Source organism: Limnoraphis robusta CS-951 (genome assembly GCF_000972705.2).
Genome location: NZ_LATL02000323.1, coordinates 20,184 through 46,759, shown reverse-complemented (window position 1 = coordinate 46,759; position 26,576 = coordinate 20,184). Strand labels below are relative to the sequence as shown.

17 protein-coding genes are annotated in these 26,576 nt (G+C 43.1%); 10 read left to right on the top strand and 7 right to left on the bottom strand.

Annotated features, from left to right (window positions below; all coding sequences use genetic code 11):
- Positions 1-306 precede the first annotated feature (306 nt).
- Entirely contained in the window at positions 307-537 is a 231-nt protein-coding gene (locus tag WN50_RS27350; RefSeq protein WP_046281367.1) for a hypothetical protein, read from the bottom strand.
- A gap of 370 nt (positions 538-907) precedes the next feature.
- Between WN50_RS27350 and WN50_RS27340 the strand changes: the two genes are divergently transcribed.
- From WN50_RS27340 to WN50_RS27330, 3 genes are all read left to right on the top strand, one after another.
- On the top strand, positions 908-2,116 hold the full coding sequence (locus tag WN50_RS27340; RefSeq protein ID WP_046281371.1) for an RNA-guided endonuclease InsQ/TnpB family protein: 1,209 nt from the start codon (positions 908-910) through the stop codon (positions 2,114-2,116).
- A gap of 34 nt (positions 2,117-2,150) precedes the next feature.
- Complete coding sequence (locus tag WN50_RS27335; protein WP_049561347.1) at positions 2,151-5,642, top strand: DUF1574 family protein; 3,492 nt, start codon at positions 2,151-2,153, stop codon at positions 5,640-5,642.
- Between the two features lie 280 nt (positions 5,643-5,922).
- Positions 5,923-8,640, top strand: coding sequence for a zinc-dependent metalloprotease (locus WN50_RS27330; RefSeq protein ID WP_046281369.1), 2,718 nt, complete (start codon positions 5,923-5,925; stop codon positions 8,638-8,640).
- 10 nt (positions 8,641-8,650) lie between these two features.
- Here the strand turns inward: WN50_RS27330 and WN50_RS27325 are convergent, their stop codons facing one another.
- Positions 8,651-8,848, bottom strand: coding sequence for a type II toxin-antitoxin system HicB family antitoxin (locus WN50_RS27325; RefSeq protein WP_046281366.1), 198 nt, complete (start codon positions 8,846-8,848; stop codon positions 8,651-8,653).
- Between WN50_RS27325 and WN50_RS35050 the strand changes: the two genes are divergently transcribed.
- Positions 8,802-8,984, top strand: a complete 183-nt coding sequence (locus WN50_RS35050) for a hypothetical protein (protein WP_162490193.1) — start codon at positions 8,802-8,804, stop codon at positions 8,982-8,984. The two genes, WN50_RS27325 and WN50_RS35050, sit on opposite strands and share 47 nt — an antisense overlap.
- Here WN50_RS35050 and WN50_RS27320 read toward each other — a convergent pair.
- Positions 8,981-10,345, bottom strand: coding sequence for an NB-ARC domain-containing protein (locus WN50_RS27320; protein ID WP_046281365.1), 1,365 nt, complete (start codon positions 10,343-10,345; stop codon positions 8,981-8,983). The genes WN50_RS35050 and WN50_RS27320 overlap by 4 nt on opposite strands.
- A 459-nt stretch (positions 10,346-10,804) precedes the next feature.
- Here WN50_RS27320 and WN50_RS27315 point away from each other — a divergent pair, with 459 nt between their 5' ends.
- On the top strand, positions 10,805-12,670 hold the full coding sequence (locus tag WN50_RS27315) for a PatA/PatG family cyanobactin maturation protease (RefSeq protein ID WP_046281364.1): 1,866 nt from the start codon (positions 10,805-10,807) through the stop codon (positions 12,668-12,670).
- A gap of 126 nt (positions 12,671-12,796) precedes the next feature.
- Entirely contained in the window at positions 12,797-13,024 is a 228-nt protein-coding gene (locus WN50_RS27310) for a mannan-binding lectin (protein ID WP_046281363.1), read from the top strand.
- A gap of 131 nt (positions 13,025-13,155) precedes the next feature.
- Here WN50_RS27310 and WN50_RS27305 read toward each other — a convergent pair whose 3' ends face one another.
- The gene (locus WN50_RS27305; protein ID WP_046281362.1) at positions 13,156-13,581 is read right to left on the bottom strand and encodes an HNH endonuclease; all 426 of its coding nucleotides are present in this window, start codon (positions 13,579-13,581) and stop codon (positions 13,156-13,158) included.
- Entirely contained in the window at positions 13,578-13,937 is a 360-nt protein-coding gene (locus WN50_RS27300; RefSeq protein WP_046281361.1) for a hypothetical protein, read from the bottom strand. Before WN50_RS27300 ends, WN50_RS27305 begins: the two co-directional genes overlap by 4 nt.
- Before the next feature lie 642 nt (positions 13,938-14,579).
- On the opposite strand from WN50_RS27300, the gene WN50_RS27295 reads away from it, so the two are divergent.
- Positions 14,580-15,647 (top strand): acyl-CoA dehydrogenase family protein, encoded by a 1,068-nt coding sequence (locus WN50_RS27295; RefSeq protein WP_046281360.1) that lies wholly within the window; start codon positions 14,580-14,582, stop codon positions 15,645-15,647.
- 84 nt (positions 15,648-15,731) lie between these two features.
- Here WN50_RS27295 and WN50_RS27290 read toward each other — a convergent pair whose 3' ends face one another.
- The gene (locus tag WN50_RS27290; protein WP_046281359.1) at positions 15,732-16,859 is read right to left on the bottom strand and encodes a hypothetical protein; all 1,128 of its coding nucleotides are present in this window, start codon (positions 16,857-16,859) and stop codon (positions 15,732-15,734) included.
- A gap of 43 nt (positions 16,860-16,902) precedes the next feature.
- Between WN50_RS27290 and WN50_RS27285 the strand changes: the two genes are divergently transcribed.
- The gene (locus WN50_RS27285; RefSeq protein ID WP_046281358.1) at positions 16,903-17,097 is read left to right on the top strand and encodes a hypothetical protein; all 195 of its coding nucleotides are present in this window, start codon (positions 16,903-16,905) and stop codon (positions 17,095-17,097) included.
- Between the two features lie 227 nt (positions 17,098-17,324).
- On the opposite strand, the gene WN50_RS27280 is transcribed toward WN50_RS27285, so the two are convergent.
- Positions 17,325-20,354 carry a CHAT domain-containing tetratricopeptide repeat protein gene (locus WN50_RS27280; RefSeq protein ID WP_053221606.1) on the bottom strand — a complete coding sequence of 1,010 codons (3,030 nt, stop codon included), beginning with the start codon at positions 20,352-20,354 and terminating at the stop codon, positions 17,325-17,327.
- Positions 20,355-20,974: 620 nt separating this feature from the next.
- Between WN50_RS27280 and WN50_RS27275 the strand changes: the two genes are divergently transcribed.
- The gene (locus tag WN50_RS27275; protein WP_046281357.1) at positions 20,975-24,955 is read left to right on the top strand and encodes a magnesium chelatase subunit H; all 3,981 of its coding nucleotides are present in this window, start codon (positions 20,975-20,977) and stop codon (positions 24,953-24,955) included.
- Between the two features lie 96 nt (positions 24,956-25,051).
- A partial coding sequence (locus WN50_RS27270; RefSeq protein WP_200906368.1) for a tetratricopeptide repeat protein occupies positions 25,052-26,576 on the top strand: 1,525 nt, incomplete at its 3' end.

Sequence of the window (26,576 nt, the reverse complement as noted above, 5' to 3'; positions counted from 1 at the left end):
ACCTACTCCAGAGGGGTGAGTCTCCCCAGTCGTTCATCCCATTTCAGAGATAGTTTCGGTATGCCCTACCGTACTTGAGAAAAAAATGCTTTGTTCTCTGTACTTGGTGCTTTAAGGTTTTATATGGCCAAAGCATTTCTTGCAAGAACCCCATACCTTAAGTTTTCAAGGTTAATTGCATCGATTAGATGCTGGGTTTTTCAACTGGTTGAATACCCTGCCAGTAGAGTTATTATAGCATTAGAAAGAGCCTTATATCCCCATACCTGAAGGTAGGGGCGTGTGCGGCAATTTTTGGTAAACTGTCTACTGTTGACGGGTCTGATGGGGAAAATTGAGAACAGGAAGGCGATCGCCCTGAAAGACCGCTTCGCTACTGCGACTCATCTCTAAAATCGTATCGGATACAACTTTACTTCCAATCAGGAGCAGTATAAAGGGTGAAGTTGTCACACTCAAGAGCAAGTCGGACGGAAGTTTAAACCCATGAGAATTAGAACTCGAAGCTTCAGATGGTTTTTCCCAACGAGACTGCATAGCGATTTCCTCTGATCATTAACAAATTTCTTTGCTATTAATTTTAACAGTAGATTTTTCATCCCATCGGGCTGAGGGAGCCGACATCAGGGAATCAGTTGGGAACCAGCCTCGCTCGACAACCTCGCCCTCAATTATGTCAAAATGGACTCGGTAGAGTGTCGGTTGCTCAAGTGCGGTGCTGGGTGAACCCAATTGATGGAGTCTCTGCGGCAGGACGGCGGATCAATCAACTCAAAGAGCTGCACTGCAAAACCCGAATTGAGAATGCAATTGAGATCTACAACTCTCACCAAAAAAAATGGGTCCCAAGCCCCGCCCTTCTAGGGCGGCTTTTGCACAAGGAATATGGCTCGCTATAATTATCCGTATGAAAGCACGATATCGCTACCGAATCTATCCCAACCGCCCGCAAAGATTCATGCTGGCAAAAACATTCGGTTGCGCCCGTGTGGTCTACAACGATGCCATTCGTTTGCGTCAAGACCTTTACAAATCGGGGGAGAAGCTCAACGATACTGAACTACAGAAGCGAGTCATTACCCAAGCCAAGTTGACTGAAGAGCGACATTGGCTATCTGAAGTGGGATGTGACCCATTAATTCAGTCTTTGCGTGATTCCTCTCAAGCTTTGAGGAATTTCTTTAAAAGCCTAAAAGGGGAACGTAAGGGACGAAAGGTCGGGTTTCCCAAATTCAAAAAGAAGCATTCAACTCAGTCGATTCGCTTTACGACCAATGGCTTCTCAGTCAAGCCCAATTCGGTCTATCTGGCCAAGATTGGCTGCGTTCGGGTGAAGTGGTCTCGTGATTTACCATCGCAACCCTCATCGGTGGCGATCATCAAAGATGCAGGGGGTCGCTATTTTGCTTCTTTTGTTTGCGAGGTGGAGCCGATCAGCTTGCCTGCCCTGAATGATGGTGTGGGTATTGATCTGGGATTGACCACCTTCGCCACCCTCTCGACGGGTGAAAAGATCATTAGTCCCAAGCCCCTGGCTAAATCTTTACGGCGGTTACGTCGCGCTCAGAATATATTTAGTCGTAAGGTCAAGGGGAGTCATCGCCGGGAGTTGGCTCGTCGGAAAGTGGCTCGAATCCATGCCCGAATCAAAGACCAGCGAACCGATTTCCTGCACAAGCTGTCAACTCGGATCGTTCGCGAGAACCAAGCGATCGTCCTCGAAGATCTCAACGTGTCGGGAATGGTCAAGAATCGCTTGTTGTCGCGGGCGATTGCTGATGCGGGGTGGTATGGCTTCCGACAAATGGTCGAAGGTAAATCCAGCCGCTATGGACGGGATTTCCAGGTGATCAGTCGTTGGGAGCCGACCAGTCAGCGATGTTCATCCTGTGGACAGTTGGGCGGCAGGAAACCGTTAGAGGTTCGGGAATGGACTTGCCTCCATTGTGGGGCGGTTCATGATCGCGACATCAATGCCGCCCTCAATATTCAAGTCGCGGGCGGGCAGTCCGAGACTCTAAACGGACGTGGAGGCCAGCGTAAATCCAGTTCGCTGGTGGCAGCCGATGAAGCGTCAACCCATGGTCTAGTCAAGCAACTTCGGTTATTTGGTTAGGGCCGGAATCCCCGAAGCCTTTAGGTAGGGGAGGATGTCAACTCTAGCAGGGTATCATCTAAAGAAAAAATCGTGGGTTGAGTTTAATACAATTGGGAGCGTCTTGGCGAAAGATTGGTCAACACTAACACAATGGACAGAAAAAGCAATCGGACTGTCAGAGGTTCGGGTGCAAGTTCGTTTGCGGGGCAATCACCTCCATGTCTTGTGTGAAGCCTCACCCTGTCCGAGCGAAAAAATAGCGGTGTCTCAGTTTTCGGCAGCACTGGCACAAACCAACCTGGAGAAGTTACTCCCTGCTGATGCCCCAACCGTTTACAAGGTGTTTCTCTGTGGGCGTCTACCCGAGGCTAAACGCCCGGAGTGGACGGTAAAACTGGAATATAATCCTCAAAAGGTGACAGAGGAGGCGCAAGAGGCTTCCCAAGCTTCGGCGATTGGGCGAAAATCAGTCTTGGAAACACTGAGCGGAATTTTCACTCATCGTAGCCCGAATAATCATGCTGTTGAATCGATAGAAGCAACCGAACTTGCAACAGAAACCGAACCCGAGTCAGTCTTCGAGGAAAACTCAAAACCCAACGAACTCCCAGAGTTCGAGACGGTTTTCCCAACGCCTACCCCCCCAGAAACAACCGTTGCAGAACCCCATCAATCACCGCGTCAGATTAGTGATTCTCCCCCCTTGGGAAGCAACGGTAAACGAAAAACTTCGACAATCCCCTCAGACTTGCTCACCTCAAGCCAGGATAGCTCAGAACATCACTCTTTTAGCTCAACTGTACCCAACTCAAGAGCAACTGCAACCCAAACAAAACCCAGTGAAATAGAAACGCCTAGCGCTCCCCTCACGGTTTCGACTGAAACCCTAGCCCGTCGGGGTCATCCCGATGCGATCGCCAGTTATCTCAGTGAAATTCTCGGCAGTTTGGGAGTCAGCGTCAAAGTCAGCGTTAAAGAAATCTCCAAAAAACGCCGTCCCTCTCCCCCAACAGAATCCCTCAACCCACCCTTAACGCGACGGTTGTGGGTGCGCTGTGAGTCGGCTTATAGCCCTGATCCCTCCCTGTTGGCTGAACCGATCGCCCAACGCTTGCGACAATTGCAGCTTGAAAACTTTCGAGATGCTTGTATTTTGCTGCAAGTTCAGGGAGAACCCACGCCCGACTGGATGCTGCGAATTGATCTCACCCCGCCGTTACAAATCCTCAAAAATTGGGCGCGTTGGGGTTCTGAGGCGGCGATCGCTCGTCTCCTCAATCAAAAATTAGAGGCGTTAAATGTCAAAGTTCGCGCCACTCTCAAAGAATCTACTCTGCATCTGTTTTGTGAAGCCCTGACTGCCGAAAACCTTCCCGCCGAAAAATCCAGTAAACGCCCTGCCCCCAAACAAAAGGTGATGGCAGCGATCGCCCCCATCCTAGAAACCCTTGCCCCTCAAGGCATTCTGGCTGCAACGGTTTATGGCGTTGAGGGCCAAAACCCCAAAAACCAGCCCGACTCTCCGGCTTGGATTGATTGGCTAAATCTCCCAGCGAGTCAATATCCTGATTTACAACCCCATCCTCTGACTTTAGCTCAACAGGGAAACCTCGAAGCCCTGACCTTTCTCCTCAATCAACTCGTTAATCGAGATCTTGATAGTAAATTAGCCACAGGCGGAGTCAGCGTTATGCTGCTTCGCAAAGGAAAACTGCTTCATGTGATGAGTGAAGCCCCCACTTGTCCCTCTCAGTCGAAAGTTGCCCCGCCTCTAGCGCAATTTCTCCGTAGCCATCCGATTGATCAGATTGCCGGAGTGCGAATTTATGGCCGTCGGGCGGGTCAAAAGCATCCCCTGTGGCGTTATGGAGTGGCGTTGTCGCAGCGCATTCTAACCAACGATGAACAAGTCAATGCTTTTTCTGAAGCGGAGAGTGAAGATTTAATCACTCAAGCCGATGGACTGGTGTTTCGACCCGATCTCGTCTCCGATGAACTAGAGGCTAATGAGTCTGTACTTCAAGGAAGCGATCCGCTTTTCTTTTTCTTGATGAGGCTACAACAGAGGTTACTCGGCACTGGACTGTTTACGACTCGTGTTGGCGCTCTCGTCCCCGTTGATGCCTCGGAAACGCCTCGATACTCAAAAACGGCGTTAGCGTTGGTTTGGGGTGCTTTAGGCTGCTTAGTCGCCGTTCAAATCGACTGGGCGGTGGGTGAATTTTTGGAAAATAACCCGCAGTTTGATGGGGCGACTGAAGAAGTTTATTTGCCCTCTACCCCGGCGGAAACTCTCTCAACGTCTCAGGAGGTTTCTGCTGTACAACTGGCTTCTCCGTCTTCATCTGCCGAGGAGGATGGGGTTTTCAATCGCTCGGAATTTATTTCCAAATCTGACAAGGGTTCGACTCAACTGAATGCTTGTCAAGCGGTTTCGGATCAGGAGTCTTGTCAACGGTCTCAACTGCTGTATGCTTCGTTTAATAGTCCTCAACTCGATGAACAACTGGCTCGTTATCAAGATTTCATCGCTCGAGAAAAACGCCCGCCTGATATTTTGATTGTGGGGAGTTCACGGGCGTTGCGGGGGATTGATCCGGAAGTCTTAGAACAAGCTTTAGCAGCAGAGGGTTATCCCCAACTCAAGGTGTTTAATTTCGGGGTAAATGGGGCGACGGCTCAGGTGGTAGAGTTGTTAGTGCGGCGCATTTTACCGGACGAACAACTGCCGAAGTTAGTGATTGTCGCTGATGGTGTGCGGGCGCTCAATAGTGGTCGTAGCGATCGCACTTACGAAGCGTTGGCGGCGTCACCCGGATATCAACAAATTGCTCAAGGAACGTTTAGAATTCCGACTCGACAACTCAATTCTTCTTCGGATTTCCAGCAAACGCTGTTGACTTTACGGGAGTTCAGTCAAAATCCCTCGACGGTAGTTAAACAAGTGCAGCAATGGTTTGATCAACAATTGATCGAGATTTCGGCTTCTTATGCTCAACGAGATCGACTGAAGCGGTTTTTGCTGTTCGTGGTGAATAATAGAACTCTCAGCCAACAACCCCAAGCGCTTCCAGATGTTCCCGATGCAGAAGATTATTCGATGAATGAGACTCCCCAGCTTGGAAAGAATGGCTTTCTTCCCCTATCTATTCGGTTTGACCCCAAAACTTATTATCAGAAGTATTCTCAAGTCTCGGGTTACTACGATAGCGACTATCAAGGCTTTGAACTCAGTGGTGTTCAAACGAACGCTTTGAAAAAGTTAGTGGAATATGTGCAGTCTCAGCAAGTCGAGATTGTTTTTGTGAATATGCCTCTGACTCAAGATTATCTCGACTCTGTTCGCATGGCTTATGAAAAAAAGTTTCAAGAACATATGCAGCAAATGGAGAGCGAAACGGGGCTGATTTTTATTGATTTGGGTTTGGAGTGGTTGCAAACCTATGAATATTACTCTGATCCGAGCCACTTAAACCAATATGGCGCGGCGGCGGTTGCTGAACGACTGGCTGAAAAGCAACAAATTCCCTGGCCGAGTCGTTGAGAGTTGGGACGTTAAGCGATCGCGAGTTAGAATTGTCAATATCAATCAAGGCCAAAATGTTATAGAGCTGTGCTTTTACAGTAGGTCGCACTGGTGTATTGACAAATTGATGAAATTGAGAAACTCTCAAACGTTTACTGAGAGAGGTTTTAAACTTCCTGTTGCCTTTTGCCTTTTGCCTTTTGCCTTTTGCCTCTTGCCTAGCGCGAAGCGCTATATTTTGGGATTTCTCAACTCCCGGAAAACTACCCTCAACCACCACTCAATTCAAGTCTTAGGAATGACAAAAGTTAAGCTATTTTTCGCTCTGTTTAGCTTGTCGATCTTGCTAACCTTACTTCTATCAGGACTACCGATTAATGCCATACACGCCACCAATGAACCCCCGTCCTGGCTGCTTGCTCAGGAACAAGCCAATGAGCAACCCTTCGAGCAAGCTGTTCAAAATAGTCAAAAAATCGAAGGATTATTGACCCTTTATCACCATCAAAAAACTGGCAAAGTTTATTTAGAACTGACGCCAGAACAATTGAATAAAAATTACCTGTGTTTTATCAGCTTAGACTCAGGAATTGGTCAAGCGGGAATCTTTCGGGGATTGAATTTAAATGAGTTTGTATTTCAGTGGCGGCGTCAGAATAATAAAGTGCAGCTTGTGGTTCCCAATATTAATTTTAGAACCCAACCGAATGATCCACAAAGCCGTTCTGTTAATCGTTCGGTGAGTGATTCTGTTCTGTATTCCCTGCCGATTATTAGCATTCATCCCGAACGGAAAACCATTCTGATTGATTTGAGTAGTGTTCTCACGAGCGAGCGCGATCTTTCCAATCTGGCTAATTCCTTCTCAAGTTTTCTCAGTTCTAACTACAGTATTGATCCGGAAAAATCCTATATCAATCAAGTTCAAGCCTTTCCTTTAAATATTGAGATAGAGTCAGTATTTGGCTTTTCAGAAAATCCCGGAAGTATGCGGAGAGGTCTATCTTCGCTTCCTGATAGCCGATCCTTTAACCTGAATGTTCGTTATAGTTTTCTGGAAGTTCCCAGCGAAGAAAGTTATCAACCGCGTCTGGCTGATGAACGAGTCGGATATTTTACGAGTATCTACAAAGATATTTCTAACTCGAGTCATCGATCTTCTATTGTGCGTTATATTAATCGCTGGAATTTACAAAAAAGTGATCCGAATGCGGCGATTTCTACTCCGGTTAAACCGATTGTTTTTTGGATTGAAAATACAGTTCCCTTTGAATATCGGGAGGCGATTCGTCAGGGGGTATTAATGTGGAATGCAGCTTTTGAAAAAGCGGGATTTAAAGATGCAATTCAAGTTGAACAAATGCCCGATGATGCAGATTGGGACCCCGCAGATGTTCGTTACAATACGATTCGTTGGTCTACTTCGTTTCAACCGGGGTTCAGTGGATACGGTCCCTCTCATGTTAATCCTTTAACTGGACAAATCTTAGATGCAGATATTATGGTTGAAAGTAATGCTGTTGCTAAGTTTTATGAGGGAATTAGCGTTTTGATTGATCAGAATCAACAAAACAATGCCACGCAGATGAATCAGAATCCTTGTAATTTGGGAAGGGCATCTCTAGCAAGGCTAACTTCCGCTTCACACTCAAATGTATCCCCGGATTTTTCTTCAGAACATTTATGTTTTGGCTTTGAGTCAAACCGTCAGTTAGCGGTTGGTGCAATGGCGATGTCATTGTTGAATGGTGTGAATGAAAATAGTTCCGAAATCAAAGACTATGTTCAGCAATATTTGAGCTTTCTTGTCGCCCATGAAGTTGGTCATACATTAGGACTCAGACACAATTTTCAGGGTAGCACGTTACTTGCACCTGAACAGTTGCATGATACAAATATTACGCACAGTTTGGGATTAGTTGGATCAGTAATGGATTATGTTCCGGTTAATTTGGCTCCCAAAGGAGAAACTCAAGGCGATTATTTTCCGATGATGATTGGTCCCTATGATCAATGGGCAATTGAATATGGTTACACAGCCATTACAGGAAATAGTCTCTACGCCCAAGGACAAGCCCTAGAAGATATTGCTCAACGATCGGGTGAACCGGAACTGGCTTTTGCAACCGATGAAGACTATTGGGGGGTATTTCTTGATCCGGCTGCAAATGTGTTTGATTTGAGTAATAATATGCTGCAATATTCACAGTGGCAACTCGATAATGCGATCGCCATGTGGAAGGGTTTAGAAAGCCATTCTCCTACTGCGGGTGAGGGATATGATCAAGTTCGTCGGATGTTTGAAACGGTCTTTGGTTACTATCAAAATAATGCCGAAAATATGGTTCTTTATATTGGCGGTCAATCTTTTAATCGCAGCCGTGTTGGTGATGCAAATAGCCGATTACCCTTTGAACCAATTCCGGTTAATAAACAGCGTGAAGCGTTAACACTATTGCAGAAATATATCTTTTCTGAAGATGCGTTTCAGTTTTCGCCTCGTTTACTCAATCAATTAGCGCCTTCGCGTTGGCAAGACTGGGGGAATCCTGATGCTGATTCGACCTTAGAATATCGAATTGGTGATCGCATTTTGCGGTTACAGAAATCGATTTTAGAAGAAATTCTAGCACCAACTCGTTTGGTGCGCTTACGAGATTTAGAACTGAAAAATCCCTCGCAAAATACGCTAACAATGCCCGAATTATTTGAGGTGTTGCAAAATAGTATTTGGACGGAAGTATTCCAATCGGAAAAAGACATTAAAATTTCAGGAATTCGGCGTTCATTACAACGGGAATACTTGAATTTATTGACTCAAATTGTACTGCGAGAGGTAAATGTTCCTGAAGATGCGTTGACCTTAGCTTGGTATCAGTTGAAGCAGTTACAAGCCGTTTTAGATCGGACGTTAGAAAAGCATAATAATCGCATGGATGCTTACACGTTGGCGCATTTGGAGTTAACCCGCGATCGCATTGGTAAAACGTTAGGGGCGCAGTTACAAACGAATTAAATACTCAAAACTAGAGTAGTTCTAGAAAATACTCTAAATTCAAACTCAAGCTGTCTTCAGTAGGTTCAAGATATAACTCAATTGCTTCCTGAATATTGGAGAGGGCATCACTAATATTTTCGCCTTCACTAATGCAACCGGGAAGAGAAGGAACAAAGACAGTGTATCCTCCCTCTTCACTGGGTTCAAGCACAACCTTTAGCTTCATAGATGTAAGTTGTTCACTACGCTTACATTTTTTAGCATGGAAACCTGTTTCTGTCAAAAGACTGGAGAAAGTGAATAAAGCGATCGCCAATTATCCCATTGTTAAAACGTTAGGGGCGCAGTTACAAACGAATTAACTTGTGAAATAATTAACGATCAAGGGATGTAGAGAAAAAACTGCCGATGTTGTATATATGAGCGATCGCGCTTTGAGAAATTCTAACGTTCCTAACAGAGTATTTCCTGAAAGCGAGGGGGCGAGATGCGATCGCAACTGGGAAAAAGAAAGGGGTGCATTTTGAGTTGCCAAAACTTTGATGATTTGTTGTGCGGGTACGGATAAAGCGCTCAACTGTTCGTCTAATAGCTCACCAATATTTTCATCAATTAGGGTATTATTGGCGAAGAAATTGGTGAGACTGCTATCAAAAAAATGCTGAATGGTTGTGGCAAAAATGCCAATAATCAAAGGATTGCCATCGTAATACTCAATCAAGTGCTTCCATTCGTCATCCGTTCCTTGAAATTTACCTTTAGCACTCAACATCTGTCGGATATCTGCAACCTGTAAACCCTGCACACATAAAGAATGAACTCCTAAATTTTCACCAATAAAGGGTTGAATTTCTGTGGGTTCGACTCGACTGGTTAGTATCACACAGCTTTGATGTTGTGCCTGTGCTAAGTGTTTTAGGAGTTGACTGTAGGCTTCATAATCAGAATCATTTCTCGAAGCTGTTTTTGGGGTATAATTTTGCAGAACAGATTCAACGTTATCCAATATCAATAAACAGCGTTTCTGTCTCAAAATATCCATCAATTTCCGGATCTTAGTATTGATATTCTCTGGAATTTTTGAGTGGGAATCGTTAGTGAGATGGTCAATCAAATCATCGATAAAATGGGTAAAAGGTAAGGGAGAATGCGATCGGGATATCGGTTGAAGACTCCGCCAAACCACGAACTTGAATTCCGGTTGTATTTGTTCTGCTAACTTGGTCGCCAACCAGGTTTTACCGATGCCAACTATGCCGAAAAGCGTGATTAAACGACAGCGATTTTCTAGAACCCATTGCTGCAAAGTTTCCAATTCTGTCCGGCGACCACAGAACACTGAAACATCGGGCGCTAGACCCCAACTCACCAGATTATTTTGGGGAAGAGATGCTGTGACTAACGCTTCGTTTTCGGGGGTAGAGGGGACAAGTATAGTTGTTTCTTCATCTCCTATCGGAGACATATAATCATCCGATTCTAAAGTTAGGTTAAATCCGTTAAAATAGCGCACCAAAGTTTTTAAATCAACCCCCTTTTTTCGGGCGTGAAGTTTGCTAAGAGTGTGGGTTGATAGTCCGGTTTGTTCGCTGAGGACTTCCAACGTGCAGGATTTGGTGAAATCGTTCCAAAGGTCGGTTTGGGACTGTGCGGTTCGGAGTTTTTGAAATCCTTGCTGAGTTAGAATGGCAACCTTTCTTCGTCGTTGTTTGAGGGTAGGCATAAGTAGATGTGTGAAGGATGATAAACAAAAAAAAGTAGATCAATTCTTCAAGAAAGATTGATACTTTACAGCGAATAAATAGATTCAGGTCAATTGGTCTTAGGCAGTAGATAGACGCTTCTAGAAAGTTTGATACTTTAGACATCAAACTTAACCAATGTTACACGGTTGTCAAGGGGTGCGATCACCTCAGAAGTCTTGTGGATGTGGTATTAGAGGTGTTTTGGTAAAGTTAGAAGTAAAGTTTCCTGCTTAAGTTCACAAAGTTCGCTGGTTATAGGTTTTTGTTCGAGCTAGAAATATTCATAGAGTTTCGGCTCTCCCGAGATGGAGGTATAAAAAGTAGCATGACGAGTTATCCCGAAAATGCGTGGTTATTACTTACAGATGAAAACCTTTACCTCATGTCCTCTGATAACGTCCAGAGCGGGATCTAAATTTATTTTCAAGGGCATCTAGATGACAACATTGCCCCATCTGAAATCTCTTTGGGATAAATCTGTTGGCGTTCCTGACGTATGCGTTGCGGTACTTGACGGACCCGTTGACCAGTCTCACCCTTGCTTTGACGGAGCTAATCTTACTTGGCTTCCAACCTTGGTTTCTGGTGTCGCTGATCGAGGTTCTGCATCTCAACATGGAACTCATGTTGCCAGCATAATCTTTGGTCAACACGATAGTCCTGTTCACGGTATTGCACCTCATTGTCGAGGCTTAATCGTACCTGTGTTTACAAATGGGAGAGAAGGAGAACTTGCCCCTTGTTCCCAGATAGACCTCGCACGAGCGATTACGCAAGCAGTTGAGCAGGGAGCCAATGTCATTAACATTAGTGGCGGTCAGTTGGCTGCATCGGCTGAATCTGACAAATTGCTGGAAAATGCAGTGCGTTTGTGCCAAGAAAACAACGTTCTGATTGTGGCGGCTGTGGGCAATGATGGCTGCGAATGTCTTCATGTTCCGGCTGCGCTTGAGTCGGTACTGGCAGTGGGGGCAATGGATGCTCAAGGAAATCCCATCGGGTTTAGTAATTGGGGCGAGGTTTACCAAAACCAAGGCATCCTCGCTCTGGGGGAAAACGTCTTGGGCGCCATCCCTGGTGGTGGCACTGCGGCTAAAACGGGGACTAGCTTTGCGACTCCCATCGTGTCGGGTATTGTGGCTTTGTTGCTCAGTATTCAAGTGCAACGAGGGGAAAACCCTGATCCCCATGCTATCCGCGATGCCATCCTTGAGAGTGCCTTGCCTTGCAACCAAGCAAAGGGTTTAGATAGCCGTCGCTGTCTAGTTGGAACTCTTAATATTCCTGGGGCTTACGCCCTCATTACAAAAGGAGAAATCAAACAAGTGTCAAACGAGAAACTAGAGAACGTTATGATGCAACCGAGTGACGCTGACAATATGAACCCACAACTGCAACCGAGTGAGATGTTTAACCTCAGTTTAGAACAATCTATGCCGCAACCTTTAACAACGGGTGTACAAACTGTGGCTCCTTCTGAATGCGCTACTTGTGGTGGAAAGAGTGAAGCAAGCGAAGGAAGTGAAGCGAAACAAATTCCACAAATTCCACTAGCATATGTTCTGGGAGAACTAGGAACTGATTTCGGGACTCAAGCCCGTCAAGATTCGTTTATGCAAGCCATACCAGCAGGTATGAATCTGCTAGACTATCTCGAACAGAACCCTTGGGCGGCACAATCGCTTATTTGGACTGTCAATCTGGATACTACACCTATCTACGCAATCGTGCCGATGGGTGCGTATGCCAATGTTGTTTATGAGCGACTGCGCGCCTTCCTGCGCGACGAAAATATCGAGCGAGTTTCGATTCCAGGGTATGTGAGGGGCAGTATAAAGCTGCTTTCGGGTCAAACGGTTCCTGTCATCGTCCCAGATGTGCGAGGGATGTATGGATGGTCGGTTGCAGCATTAATTGAAAATTTAACACAAGCTTATCCAGCAGGACCTTCAGAAGAAAACTATCGCAACAAGATTCGAGAATATTTGGAGCGTATCTATTATGAATTCCGTAATCTCGGAGTGACTCCCCAGGAACGGGCGCTAAACTTCTCTGCTACCAACGCTTTCCAGATCGCAGAAGTGATGTCTACAGGCACGGCTAATGATATTGGGCTGGACACCATTACGGTGGAAAAGAGTCCGATCTGTCGCCCTGATTCCGATTGCTACGATGTGAAACTGCAATTTTTTAATTTACAGGATAGTCGTAGAGCAGGAAAAGTCTACCGATTCACGGTTGATGTTAGCGATGTGATTCCTGTCTCTATTGGTAGAGTCCGTTCTTGGTCGATCGCGAGCTAACTCAATCCCAAAAGGGGAACCGTCATGAACTATCTCACACGAGCCAAATACTTCCCATGAATTCACAGGACGTATTTGGTTACATCTCAGAACTAAAAATCTAACCTTGAAAACAGGAGAAACAAAATGAAACTTCCAATACAATCTCAACCAATCATTAGAAACGTTAGCACGGCGAAAATCAGCGTTGTGTCTGGCATTACTCCAAGTGTTGATGTTCCTGCTGGCCCAATCTGGAACAATAACGATGCACAACTTATATGCCCTGCGGTCTGTACAGCAGCAGGGGGAACTTGGAGCGGTCAGTGGACAACTACGATTTGGGGTCAGATGTCGGTTTGTGGATGTAATTAGTCCATTGAAGCAGATTTAAGCCAATTTTGTAGGCTGGGTGGAGGTAACGAAACCCAACATTATCTTTTCCCTTTTTAGGTGGATGTGTTGGGTTGCACTTCGTTTAACCCAACCTACTTTTTATAGGAAAATTAGGATTCTGGAACATTCAAAATATTTGCTTGTGACAGTAACTTCCGCTCTTCAACTCGCTCGGGACGATTTATCTGTAACAATTTTACTGTCACTCGTCCAATCGCAGTTAACGGAATAATTTCGCCTTTTTCTAACTTAAAATGATCCCGCCAGCGATCGCGGCGAGGATGATACAACCTCACAATTTCCCCATTCCTGGGATCGATTGAAGCCAGATCGCTCCCTTTGTATTTGTTGCAGATTGTACAAGCCAACGCCAAATTATTTTCGTTCGTTTGTCCACCGTGCTTTTCCGCAATGATATGATCGATTTCATGGGGTACAAAAACAGAAATTTCTGGAATCAAACAATACTCACAAGCAAAATCAGCGCGATCGCAAACCAAGCGTCTGAGAGCAGCAGAAACATCAGCCTTGCTCATTCTTTAGCTTCCTTAAGTTTCAGCAATGCTTTCGCCTTAGCCACCCGCACCAAATGTTCAACATATTCATATTGTTGCCACGAACGTTCCTCTTCAGGCGTCAACCCAACTGTTCTATTTTTTTCCAGCAAATTGTTGATATGTTGTTGTAATGCTTCCGACGGCTTCAACGCCAAAATTTCCTCTGGGGTGGGAAGGTTTGCCAAGAATTCCAATACATCTGCTAATCCAGAAAATCCAGATTGAACATCCGCACTCCATTCCCGCAAACCTAGTTCTAAAATTTGTGGTAACTGCTCTTGCAATGAACTTAACCGCATCGCCAATTCATCTGAAACTTCGACTTTAATCTGCATGATCGAGCTTTGAAACACTTAAAGAGATTTGTGTTAATCGTAGCGCCAATCTTGTAGGTTGGGTTGAGGCAACGAAACCCAACATTATCTTTTCTTTGTTTATATGGATGTGTTGGGTTGCACTTCGTTTAACCCAACCTACTTTTTATTCCCTCTAGCAATCGCGATCGCCAATTTTGTAGGTTGGGTTGAGGCAACGAAACCCAACATTATCTTCTCCCTTTTTCTATGGATTTGTTGGGTTGCACTTCGTTTAACCCAACCTACTTTTTATTGCCTCTACCAATCGCGATCGCCAATTTTGTAGGTTAGGTTGAGGCAACGAAACCCAACATTATCTTTTCTTTGTTTCTATGGATTTGTTGGGTTGCACTTCGTTTAACCCAACCTACTTTTTATTGCCTCTACCAATCGCGATCGCCAATTTTGTAGGTTAGGTTGAGGTAACGAAACCCAACATTATTGTTTCCCTTTTTCTATGGATGTGTTGGGTTGCACTTCGTTTAACCCAACCTACTTTATAGCAAAGTCTGAGGACGTTAGTTCAAATCAATAATAAATTGAGATCGTGTTGTCTGGGCTTGCAATTTCGGGCGTTTTGCGTCACAACATAAGGAATAGCTGATTATATAGGTATCAAACGTGTCTGATTTTCTCCAACAAACCGAAGTCTACTTACAAACTTCCGTTGCTTCTATTGCCAATGAAATTGATAGTTCTTCTAGCCGACTTCAACAAGCTTTTGAAGGGTTAGGAAATTTGGGCGTGTTGGCTTTACGAGTTCCCCAACAGTGGGGCGGAAAACAAGTGAGTGCGGAAGATTTTGCTCAATTTCAAGAACTTATTGCCCGATATTCGGGGGCGTTAGCGTTTCTACAAACTCAACATCAAAGTGCAGCCGGAATGTTAATGCAGAGTTCAAATTCTGCACTTAAAGATGCTTATCTTCCTGACATGAGTTATGGAAAAATAACAGTTGGGGTAGGTTTTTCTCAGCTTAGACGGAGTGGGAAACCGACAATTATTGCTAAAGAAGTTTCGGGCGGATATGAAATTAATGGCGAGGTTCCTTGGGTAACGGGATGGACTATTTTTCAAGAGTTTATTATCGCCGCAACTTTACCCGATGGACGGGCGGTTTTTGGTTTAGTTCCGTTAGAAAATCTAAACACTTCGCCGGGTGAAATTAAACTCAGTTCCCCGATGTCTTTGTGTGCAATGACGTCTACAAATACTGTTACCGCGAGTTTAACGCAATGGTTTTTACCTGAAGAAAAAGTCGTTTCTATTAAAGCTGCGGGTTGGATAGCGGAAAACGATGAGAAAAATGCTTTGAAAGCGAGTTTTTTTGCGTTGGGATGTGCGAGGGCGGGGCTGGATATTCTAGAAACAACTTTTCAGAAAAAAGGGTTTACTTTTATTCAGGAAACTGTTAATATATTAATGGAAGAACTCAATCAATGTCGGACAAAAATTCAGCAAGCACAAGAAAATCCTTCTCTAAGTTTGGCGGAAAAATATCAACTCAGGGCTTGGGCGATTAATTTAGCGGTTCGTTGCAGTCATGGGGCGGTTATTGCATCCAGTGGGGCGGCGAATTTAAGCCAACATCACGCCCAACGGGTTTATCGAGAAGCGTTGGTTTATAGTATTTCGGGTCAAACAAAAGGCTTAATGGAAGCAAGTTTAAAGCAGATCGCTGAATTCTAGTTATAAATTATAAATTTTAAATAGTTGAAAAAGACGTTCCATTGGAACGCCTTTGTTTTAATACGAACTTGGTATGATTATAGGCTAACTGTCAAACATAAGCGCTATACACCAACCACCGGGTAAGCCTTCGACGGCGCTCGGATCGGTTTCTTTGTCTAAATAGAACCTCCAGTTTTGAGTAATAGGCATACCTCCTTTATTGCTAGAGTCTATTCTCACTGTTGCTGAAGCTGAATTTCCATTGTCATACTCATTTACATCCAAAACTTGAAAATTTCTTGGGGAAAATAAACGACTACTTAAAATTTCCGAGCTTTTACACCAATATCCATAGCCATAACTACCCTTGTTTACAATATCGTTCAAATAGGCATTCATAAAGTCTGTCGCTGAACCCGATACAGGTTGCGGTTGAGGAGAAGTTGGTGGATTTGATGGTTGTGGATTATTAGTAGGTTGTTGGGCAGAATTTGATACTTGAGGCTTGACAGACTGTTGAGTAGGACTTGAAGGTGGTGACTGTGGTGATGATACAGGTAGTGAATTTTGCATTACAGCTACAGTCGCCTGTCGCATTAGGTTGGCTTGCTTTTGGGCATAGGATAGATTTTGCTGATACTCCGTAATTTTCTGACTAGCTGTTTGATATTGAGGATGAGTTTGAGAAACAGTTTTCAGGAGTGTGATCGCTTTTTGCCAACAATTTGCTACTTCATTCCAATCAGCTTCTAAAACTGCATTCGGTTGAAGCAGAACAGCTTCTTCTGCTTTATTCGTTCCAGATACAAACGGATCGGTACGAGTCATCTGTTGTTTAGCATAATCTAAGTTACTCTGATATTCTGTTATTTTCTGTTGAGCAAAGTCGCTTTTTTGATGAGATTCTGGCAGGTTTTCAAGTAAGCTAATCGCATCTTTCCAGCCACTATAAACTTGATTCCATTGATCGTATGATTTCGCAGTTTGGGTTAAGTTAGCAGCACTTTGAGCTTTATTCATTGCTTGATTCAAGGGATCTAATAAAGCAACTTTATTTTTGGCGTAATCTAAATTTCGCTGATATTCAGTTATTTTACTTTGAGCGACACTATAGTTTTCACTCAATTTTGGCACGATCTTCAGTAAATTAATTGCCTCCTCCCATTGGGTAGTAACTATATTCCAATCAGCCATCGATTCAGCAGTTTGAACGTTAACAGCAGCTTTCATTGCTGTTTCTAAAGCTTTTTTGAATGAGTCTGGTTGTTTATCAATGGGTGAAACTTCCTCTGATAATACAGTTGAAGACACGGCTGTTGTAGATGTAGGAGAAACTACAGAACCAGAAGATTCTATGAGAGAACTTGCAGTTGATGATCGATCAAAAAATGAGCAACCTGCCATTATTGGTAAAGTTGTAAATAATAAGGTTGCTATCAAAGATGTTTTCTTGATAGAACCCTTGTAGAGTAAGTGTTTCTGTTGATTCATATAGCTACTCCAAAGATATTGTCAGAAGCATTCGCAGAGAAACCTATTTATAATTGCAGTCTAGCTCTATTCTCAACTTTCGGCAATCGTGTGATTACTGAACTTTTTTATATTGATTTGTATCTATTAGTAAAATACAGGCTAGTGAAAATACTGAATATAAGTAGATTAAGAACAAGGAGGAAGAGAAGCGGGGTTTTTGGTTTACTTCCAGTCGCCCTGAAGGGTAAACGCAGCCCAATAATAGGGAGAATTCCATTGTTGAGTTTGCCACATTTCTATTTGTGCGGATCTTAATGCTGCCAGGGGAGATAACTTTTCTTGTAATAATTTTGTATAAAACTTTGACATTAAATCAGCAGTCGCCGCATCATCAACATACCACAAACTTGCCATGACTCTCGGTGTACCCGCATACATAAACCCTCGGGTTAAACTGACTAAACCTTCACCCCGAATATTAGCACCTAAAGCCGTTTGACAAGCACTTAATACAACTAATTCGGCGGGTAAATTGAGGTTAAAAATATCATTGAGTCGCAGATAGCCATTTTGCCAATTTCCCCTTTCATCAACCAATGACATGACTAACCCCGATAACGCCGGATTTTCGCTGTTTGCAAAGCCATGAGTCGCAAAATGAATAATTTGATAATTGGCTAATTGAGGGTTAATAGCCGCTTCTCGACTGGCTTGAAAATCAAACACTTGACTCCGTTCTTTTTCGGGAATTAATGATATAATAGTCTCAGCTTCTCGGCGAGTTCCCAGTAGTCGTTGCCAGTTTATTCCGACTTCAGACGCCGCCCGAGATAGTTGTTGAATTTCTACGGGTAAATTTTCGGGTTGAGAGGTTGATTGTTGTTTGAGGCGTTCATCGTCTAAACTAAAGACAGGATCGGCTAAAATTGCAATTGTTTTTGTAGCGGGTTGGCGGTTTTGGGTTTGTTGGCGAATAATAGCCAGCGTTGAAGCCGAGGGGAGATTGATAATTTCATGTTGCAAAATTAACGGTTGATAATTTTCTGGGGTTAACGTTAACGCCGAAAAGGGAACATATTGTAACGCCCCATCTGCCACAATTAAGAGGCGTTTTTTATCCAACTCCGTCGCTACGGGTTGCAGAATTAATTCACTTAAAACATTGGCGGTGTTGACAATGCGGTTGGCTCTTTCTTGGTAGGGAAGTGCTAAAATAAAATTACGAACTGCGGTTTCTATTTTGCTGCGTTCCGGGAGTTGATAACTGCTAATTTTACTTTTGCTAACCACCCAAACATAACTGCGTTCTTTTCCTAAAGCATATTGTAACAAAATTGTTTCTTCGTCGAGAATCTGTTGTTGAATTTGTTCTAAGGTGAGGGGTTGAGGTTGGGTTAGGGCGGCATAGTTGGGGTTACTGCTGCGAATTTTTTCAGTCAGTTGGCGATAATCTTGTAATAATTGATCGATCTGTTTTTGTACGGCTGATTTTTGGGCTTGACTGGCGTTACTGTTTGCGAGTTGTAGGCGTTGTTTTTCTAAACGGTTAAGCTGTATTTGTAGGGTTCTTTCTTGTTGTAACAGTTGGGGTTCTACGCCCTGACGAATATCGATATTCGCTTCTGTCAAAATTTCTAATAACGTTCTCGCCCGAGAGCGCTCGCTGGCGTGTAACGCTTTACCATCGTAACCTTGAGTCGGGTTTTGCTGATGGAATTGCATCAATAAATCAATATAAAACTGGTATAAATCTTGTATTGAGGCAAAATAAGAGGTTCTTAAGTCTGAACTGGCAATCTTTCCCCGTAATTCTTCAACCCGTTTCAATGAGGCTTCAATATTTGCCAAAGCTTCTGTCAAATTACCCTGCTTTCGTTGGGCGGTTGCTAAGTTATAAAGTGTCGCTGCTTCCCCGCTAACATCCCCAACTTCCCGCCTTAATAATAAAGCTTGATTGTAATAGTTGATGGCTTTCTGGTTTTCTCCGAGATCGTCGTAAACTTCACCGATATTTGTAAGTGTGGTTGCTTCTCCCGAACGGTTGCCTGTGGCTTGAAATAACGGCAAAGCTTTGTTATAATATTCTAAGGCTTTTTGGTGTTGGTTTTGATTGTCGTAAAGGGTGCCAATATTGTTGAGAATTCCCGCTTCTCCGTTACGGTTTCCCATTTCAACTAACAGGGGTAACGCTTGATGATAATAGTCGAGGGCGGTTTCGGTTTCTCCCAACCCATCATAAGCTAAACCCAGATTATTTAACGCTGTCGCTTCGGTTAACCGATGACTGACTTCTCTAGCAATTACTAAGGCTTGATTGTAATAGTTTATCGCAGTTTTGCGATCGCCTAAAGAGTCATACAAAAAACCGAGATTACTGAAAATAATCGCTTCTCCCTGACGGTTTCCAGTGGTTTTTAAAATCTCTAGGGCTTGATTAAAATAATCTAGGGCTTTTTGTTTTTCTCCCCAAGCGTCATAGATTTTTGCAATATTATTAATCAGAGTCACTTCCCCATTGCGATCGCCCAATGGTTTAATTAAAGATAGGGCTTGATTATAATAATCTATCGCTTTTTGTCTGTCGCCCAAATTATCATAAACGCTGCCAATATTATTAAGTGTGGTGGCGAGGGCGACTTGATTTTCTGAAGTTTTTAAGATAGATAAAGCTTGATTAAGAGAAGTTAAGGAGCGTTCAAATTCTCCCAAATTATTGTAAACTAAACCCAGATTGTTGAGGGTTGTCGCAACTCCGACTGTATCTTGAAGTTGCTGTCTAAGTGTTAAAGCTTGAGTATAATACTCTAAAGCCTTTTGTTGTTCTCCCAAAACATCATAAACCGAACCAATATTATTCAGTATCGTTGCTTTAATATAAAGAACATCATCGCTAGGAGACGTTAAACTCAGAGGTTCAAGTACAGTTAACGCTTGATGGTAATCATTTAGCGCTTTTGATTGATTTCCTAATGCAAAGTCAATGCGCCCGATCGCTAATAAGGTGTTAGCTTCCCATAGCGGTTCATTAAGATTTTGCCATAAAATCAATGCCGCTTCTAACTTTTTTAGCGCTTGTTGAAAGGCTGAGGCATTTCCCTGTCGAAAAAGCTGTAAAGCATCTTGGTAGAGACTTTCCGCTTGGGTGTAACTGTTATTTGTCGGTGTTTGGGCGAAGGTTTCTCTGACTGAAAAATGAGCAGTCAACAACAAACATAAACTCAGCAGTAATCCTAACGGTCTAGGAGTTGACATCGCCAATCGGATTTTACCACATCTTACTTTTGCGATCATCTATGACCAATCACTGTTCAAAATTCCCCCTTGAGATTTTATTGCAAATAAGTTGCAATTTGAAAGCGTTTTTCGGGGCGATCTTACATCTCTTTTGAGTTTAATACATATTTTTATTTTTTTGTCAAGTTAATTTTTGTTATCTAATCCTTAGAGTAATCACTCACAAAATGTCAAGTTTTGTTAAGAAAAATTTAGATTTTCTTGTCGAATTATGTCAGTTCCGGCGAAAAAGGGTTTCAAGTTAACGTTTTCTGCTAACAATACTCATAGTGCCATTGGATGCAATCGGATAAAAATAGGCAATACTGCGCTTTGGGATGCCCCTAATCTTTTATTCCATCTGCAAAAGTGGCCATTAAGAAACTGCAAAAGTTGAGGAGAAATCCAACACTGAAGGTTTCTAATCCCAAGCACCCGAACCCAGAAACAGCAATCGGCACATCCCAATGTAAGCTAAAGGGATTGACTGATGATCCCATTTATGCTTACATTTCTTCCACGAGATCTGTTTCAATTTTCAGCCAAGCCTGACCTTTTCAATTTAAAGAAAGCCGACTCAAAGGGACTGCAAGATTTATATGTTTACATACGTTAATCCCACTGTTAGACACATCAAACCCGATAATTTGAATGGACGATCACTCCTCAAAGTCGTCTATGTTGTGTTAGAAGCACAATATCAAAGCGCATTATCTGCGGCGGTGCGTTCTATCAATAAAAATAACCCCCATGTCGCTATAGAAATCAGTGGTTATTTGATTGAAGAATTGAGAAACCCCAAAAACTATGAAGACTTAAAAAAAGACATCGCCGAAGCCAATATCTTTATTGCTTCCCTGATTTTCATTGAAGATTTAGCTGAAAAAGTCGTAGAAGCCGTTACTCCCCATCGCGATAACCTAGATGTGGCGGTGGTTTTCCCGTCTATGCCCCAAGTGATGCGCCTGAATAAAATGGGTAGCTTTTCAATGGCGCAACTGGGACAAAGCAAAAGCGCGATCGCTCAATTTATGAAAAAACGGAAGGAAAAATCCGGTTCTTCCTTCCAAGACGGAATGTTAAAACTATTGCGAACCCTGCCGAAAGTTCTCAAATATATGCCCATTGAGAAGGCGCAGGATGCTCGTAATTTTATGATGTCTTTCCAATATTGGCTAGGCGGTTCTTCCGAAAACTTGGAGAACTTCCTGTTAATGTTAGCGGATAAATACGTCTTCAAAAATAGTGAGTTTAAATATGCCGATCCCGTCGTTTATCCCGATATGGGAATTTGGCATCCTTTAGCCCCGAAAATGTATGAAAATGCCACCGAATATTTGCAGTGGTATAACAGCCGAGATGATATTAGCGAAGATCAAAAAGATCCCCTCGCCCCTTGCGTTGGTTTAGTCTTACAACGCACCCATTTAGTCACAGGAGATGACGCCCATTATGTGGCAATGGTACAGGAAATTGAAGCGATGGGCGCCCGCGTTATTCCCGTGTTTGCAGGCGGTTTAGACTTCTCCAAACCCGTCGATGAATATTTCTGGGATACCCCCCCGAAAGGCATTCAACCCCAGCCCTTAGTCGATACCGTTGTTTCCCTAACCGGGTTTGCCCTGGTTGGCGGCCCGGCTCGTCAAGATCACCCAAAAGCGATAGACTCGTTAAAACGCCTCAACTGTCCCTACATGGTGGCGTTACCGCTTGTCTTCCAAACCACCGAAGAATGGGAAGGCAGCGACTTAGGCTTACACCCGATCCAGGTGGCGTTACAAATTGCCATTCCTGAGTTGGATGGCGCCATTGAACCCATTATCGTCTCAGGGCGAGATGGGGCAACAGGAAAAGCGATCGCCCTGCAAGATCGGATCGAAGCGATCGCCCAACGGGCAATGAAATGGGCAAACCTGCGGAAAAAACCCAAACTTGAGAAGAAAATTGCCATCACCATTTTTAGTTTCCCGCCCGATAAAGGAAACGTTGGAACCGCAGCTTATTTAGATGTATTTGGTTCCATTTATGAAGTGATGCAAGCGTTAAAAAATAACGGTTATGATCTCCCGGAATTACCGGAGTCTGCCGAACAATTAATGCAAGAAGTCATCCACGACGCCACCGCCCAATATCAAAGCCCAGAATTGAATGTTGCCTATCGAATGTCGGTGGAACAATACGAACGTTTAACCCCTTATTATGAACGGTTGAACGAAAATTGGGGACCACCTCCAGGGCATTTAAACACCGATGGCGAGAATTTACTCATCTACGGAAAACAGTTTGGAAATCTGTTTATTGGCGTACAACCAACTTTTGGATATGAAGGCGATCCGATGCGGTTGTTGTTCTCTCGTTCCGCGAGTCCTCATCATGGTTTTGCCGCTTATTACACCTATTTAGAACAGGTTTGGCAAGCCGATGCCGTGCTGCATTTCGGAACACACGGATCGTTAGAATTTATGCCCGGAAAACAGATGGGAATGTCGGGCGAATGTTACCCCGATAATTTAATTGGCACCATTCCGAATATCTATTATTATGCTGCCAATAATCCCAGTGAAGCAACCATTGCTAAACGCCGCAGTTATGCTGCTACTATTTCTTATTTAACGCCTGCTGCGGAAAATGCCGGTTTGTACAAAGGTTTGCAGGAATTAAACGAGTTAATTGGTTCCTATCAAACGTTAAAAGATAGTGGGCGAGGAGTGCAAATTGTCAACACCATTATCGAAAAATCTCGGACAGTTAACCTCGATCAAGATGTGAATTTACCCGAATGTGATGCGGCTGAACTTTCCGCAGAAGAACGGGATAATGTAGTTGGGCAAGTGTATCGCCGCTTGATGGAAATTGAGTCGCGTTTATTGCCTTGTGGTTTACACGTTATTGGCAAGCCTCCCACCGCAGAAGAAGCGATCGCAACTTTAGTTAATATTGCCAGTTTAGATCGCGAAGAAGAGGGGCTGTTGAGTTTGCCGCATATTATCGCTGATAGTATTAACCGCAACCTCGAAGAAATTTATCGCAATAATGACAATGGCATCTTAGCCGATGTGGAATTATTGCAGAATATAACTGAAGCTTCAAGGGCAGCAATTGCCGCGTTAGTTCAAGAAAAAACCGATGCTGAAGGACGAGTTTCTAAAGTTTCTAAACTCAACTTCTTCAACATGGGTAAAAAAGAACCCTGGATCGAAGCCTTGCATCAATTTGGCTATACAAAAGTAGACACCGAAGCCCTCAAACCCCTGTTTGAATATTTGGAATTCTGCTTACAACAAGTTTGTGCAGATAACGAATTAGGGGCATTATTACGGGCATTAGAAGGGGAATATATTCTCCCAGGGCCAGGAGGCGATCCGATTCGGAATCCGGGTGTTTTACCGACGGGTAAAAATATGCACGCCCTCGATCCCCAGTCCATTCCAACGGCTGCTGCGGTGAAGTCTGCGGCGATTGTTGTGGAACGATTAATTGCCCGTCAAAAAATAGAAAATGGCGGTAATTATCCCGAAACTATTGCAGTCGTATTGTGGGGAACAGATAATATTAAAACCTACGGAGAATCCCTCGCCCAAGTGATGTGGATGGTAGGCGTTAAACCTGTTCCCGATGCGTTAGGACGGGTTAATAAACTCGAGTTAATTCCCCTAGAAGAATTAGGGCGTCCGCGTATTGATGTGGTAATTAACTGTTCCGGCGTGTTCCGCGACTTGTTCATCAATCAGATGAATTTGTTAGATAAAGCGGTGAAAATGGCAGCAGAAGCTGATGAACCGTTAGAGATGAATTTTGTTCGCAAACACGCTTTAGTACAGGCGGAAGAATTGGGAATTAATTTGCGTCAAGCGGCAACTCGGGTGTTTTCTAATGCGTCCGGTTCCTATTCTTCTAATATCAACTTAGCGGTTGAAAATAGCACTTGGGAATCTGAAGAAGAACTGCAAGAAATGTATCTGAAGCGCAAATCTTTTGCGTTTAATTCGGATAATCCCGGCATGATGGATGATAACCGCCAAGTGTTTGAATCGGCGTTAAAAACCGCAGAAGTTACTTTCCAAAACTTGGATTCTTCCGAGATTAGTTTAACGGATGTTTCCCATTATTTCGACTCTGATCCAACAAAAGTGATCAGCAGTTTACGCAAAGATGGGAAGAAACCTGCGGCGTATATTGCCGATACCACCACTGCAAATGCCCAGGTTCGCACCCTATCAGAAACCGTGCGGTTAGATGCGCGGACAAAAATGTTAAATCCCAAGTGGTATGAAGGGATGTTATCTCACGGTTATGAGGGGGTTCGTGAGTTATCAAAACGCCTCGTTAATACGGTGGGATGGAGTGCAACTGCGGGTGCTGTTGATAATTGGGTGTATGAAGAAACCAATGAAACCTTCATCAAAGATGAGGCGATGCAACAGCGTTTGTTGAACCTCAATCCTCATTCTTTCCGTCGCATGGTAACAACGTTATTAGAAGCGAATGGACGGGGATATTGGGAGACAGATGACAGCAATTTAGATCGTCTGCGCGAGTTGTATCAGGAGATTGAAGATCGCATCGAAGGCGTCGAATAATCTCTGTTAAATTAGTAGAATATTAAATATGGGTAGGCTATCCAGCCTACCTTTTGATTTGACAGTGTTATCTTCATTGTAATCAGGATAGAACTAATGACAAAGTGGTTGATGCAAAAGGTTTTAATTATTAAAGAGCTTAATGTATTCTATACAATTTTTGACCTCTACTTGAAGTCAGATGAGCTTGAGAGTAAGGTTAAAAGTTTAATTCAGTCAAAAAAATATGATCCTTCCATTGAAATTTATCAAGAAATACTGAAAGTTTGTCCAAATGATTGCAAAACTTTACGCAGATACAGTGATGCTTTAACGAAACTAAAAAGATATAAAGAAGCCGCGATATACATTCACAAGGCGGCAAAACTAGAGCCGAATTCTCTAGAAAATATAACATCTTGTGGTAAGCGGTTTCTAGAAATAGGCATGATACAGGATGCAATTGATCAGTTTGAGAAGGCTCTTATCCTCAAAGAAGACGTAAACCTTGAACTACTAAGATCCTATGGAAATGCTCTAATTTTAGCTCAAGAATACGAAAAGGCAATTTTAGTAATAGAGCAGGCTTTAAATAAAAAACCAGAACATTTTCCTACTCAGTGTATTTATGTAATGTGTTTAGCAGAAGCAGGCAAGCCGGAAAATGCTATCCAGTTTTTTAGTAATTTACACCTGAATGAAGAACAGAAAAAAAAGTTTGCAAATAAAATACTCAATGAATTCAACATTAAATGTAAACAAAGAGACAAAATAAACCATAATAATAATAATAATAATAAATATATTGATTGTTTTCATAATGTCTTAAAATACATTTCAAACTATTTTATAATTTTTGACGATTCAAATGTCAGAACTCTAGCCAGCTACGCCAATATTCTCAGCCAAACTGGAGAATACCAAAAAGCCATATCAGCTTATGAGAAAGCTTTACAACTCGAACCTAATAATGTCATAACTCTAAACAGCTACGCCAATGTTCTCAGCCACAATGGAGAATACCAAAAAGCCATATCAACTTTTGAGAAATTATTACAACTCGAACCTAATAACGCCAGAACTTTAGCCAGCTACGCCAATGTTCTCAGCCAAAATGGAGAATACCAAAAAGCCATATCAACTTTTGAGAAAGCTTTACAACTCGAACCTAATAATGTCATAACTCTAAACAGCTACGCCAATGTTCTCAGCCACAATGGAGAATACCAAAAAGCCATATCAACTTTTGAGAAATTATTACAACTCGAACCTAATAATGCCAGAACTCTAGCCAGCTACGCCAATGTTCTCAGCCAAAATGAAGAATACCAAAAAGCCATATCAACTTTTGAGAAAGCACTACAACTCGAACCTAATAACGCCAGAACTCTAGCCAGCTACGCCAATGTTCTCAGCCAAAATGAAGAATACCAAAAAGCCATATCAACTTTTGAGAAAGCTTTACAACTCGAACCTGATAATGTCATAACTCTAAACAGCTACGCCAATGTTCTCAGCCACAATGGAGAATACCAAAAAACCATATCAACTTTTGAGAAAGCTTTACAACTCGAACCTGATAATGTCATAACTCTAAACAGCTACGCCAATGTTCTCAGCCACAATGGAGAATACCAAAAAA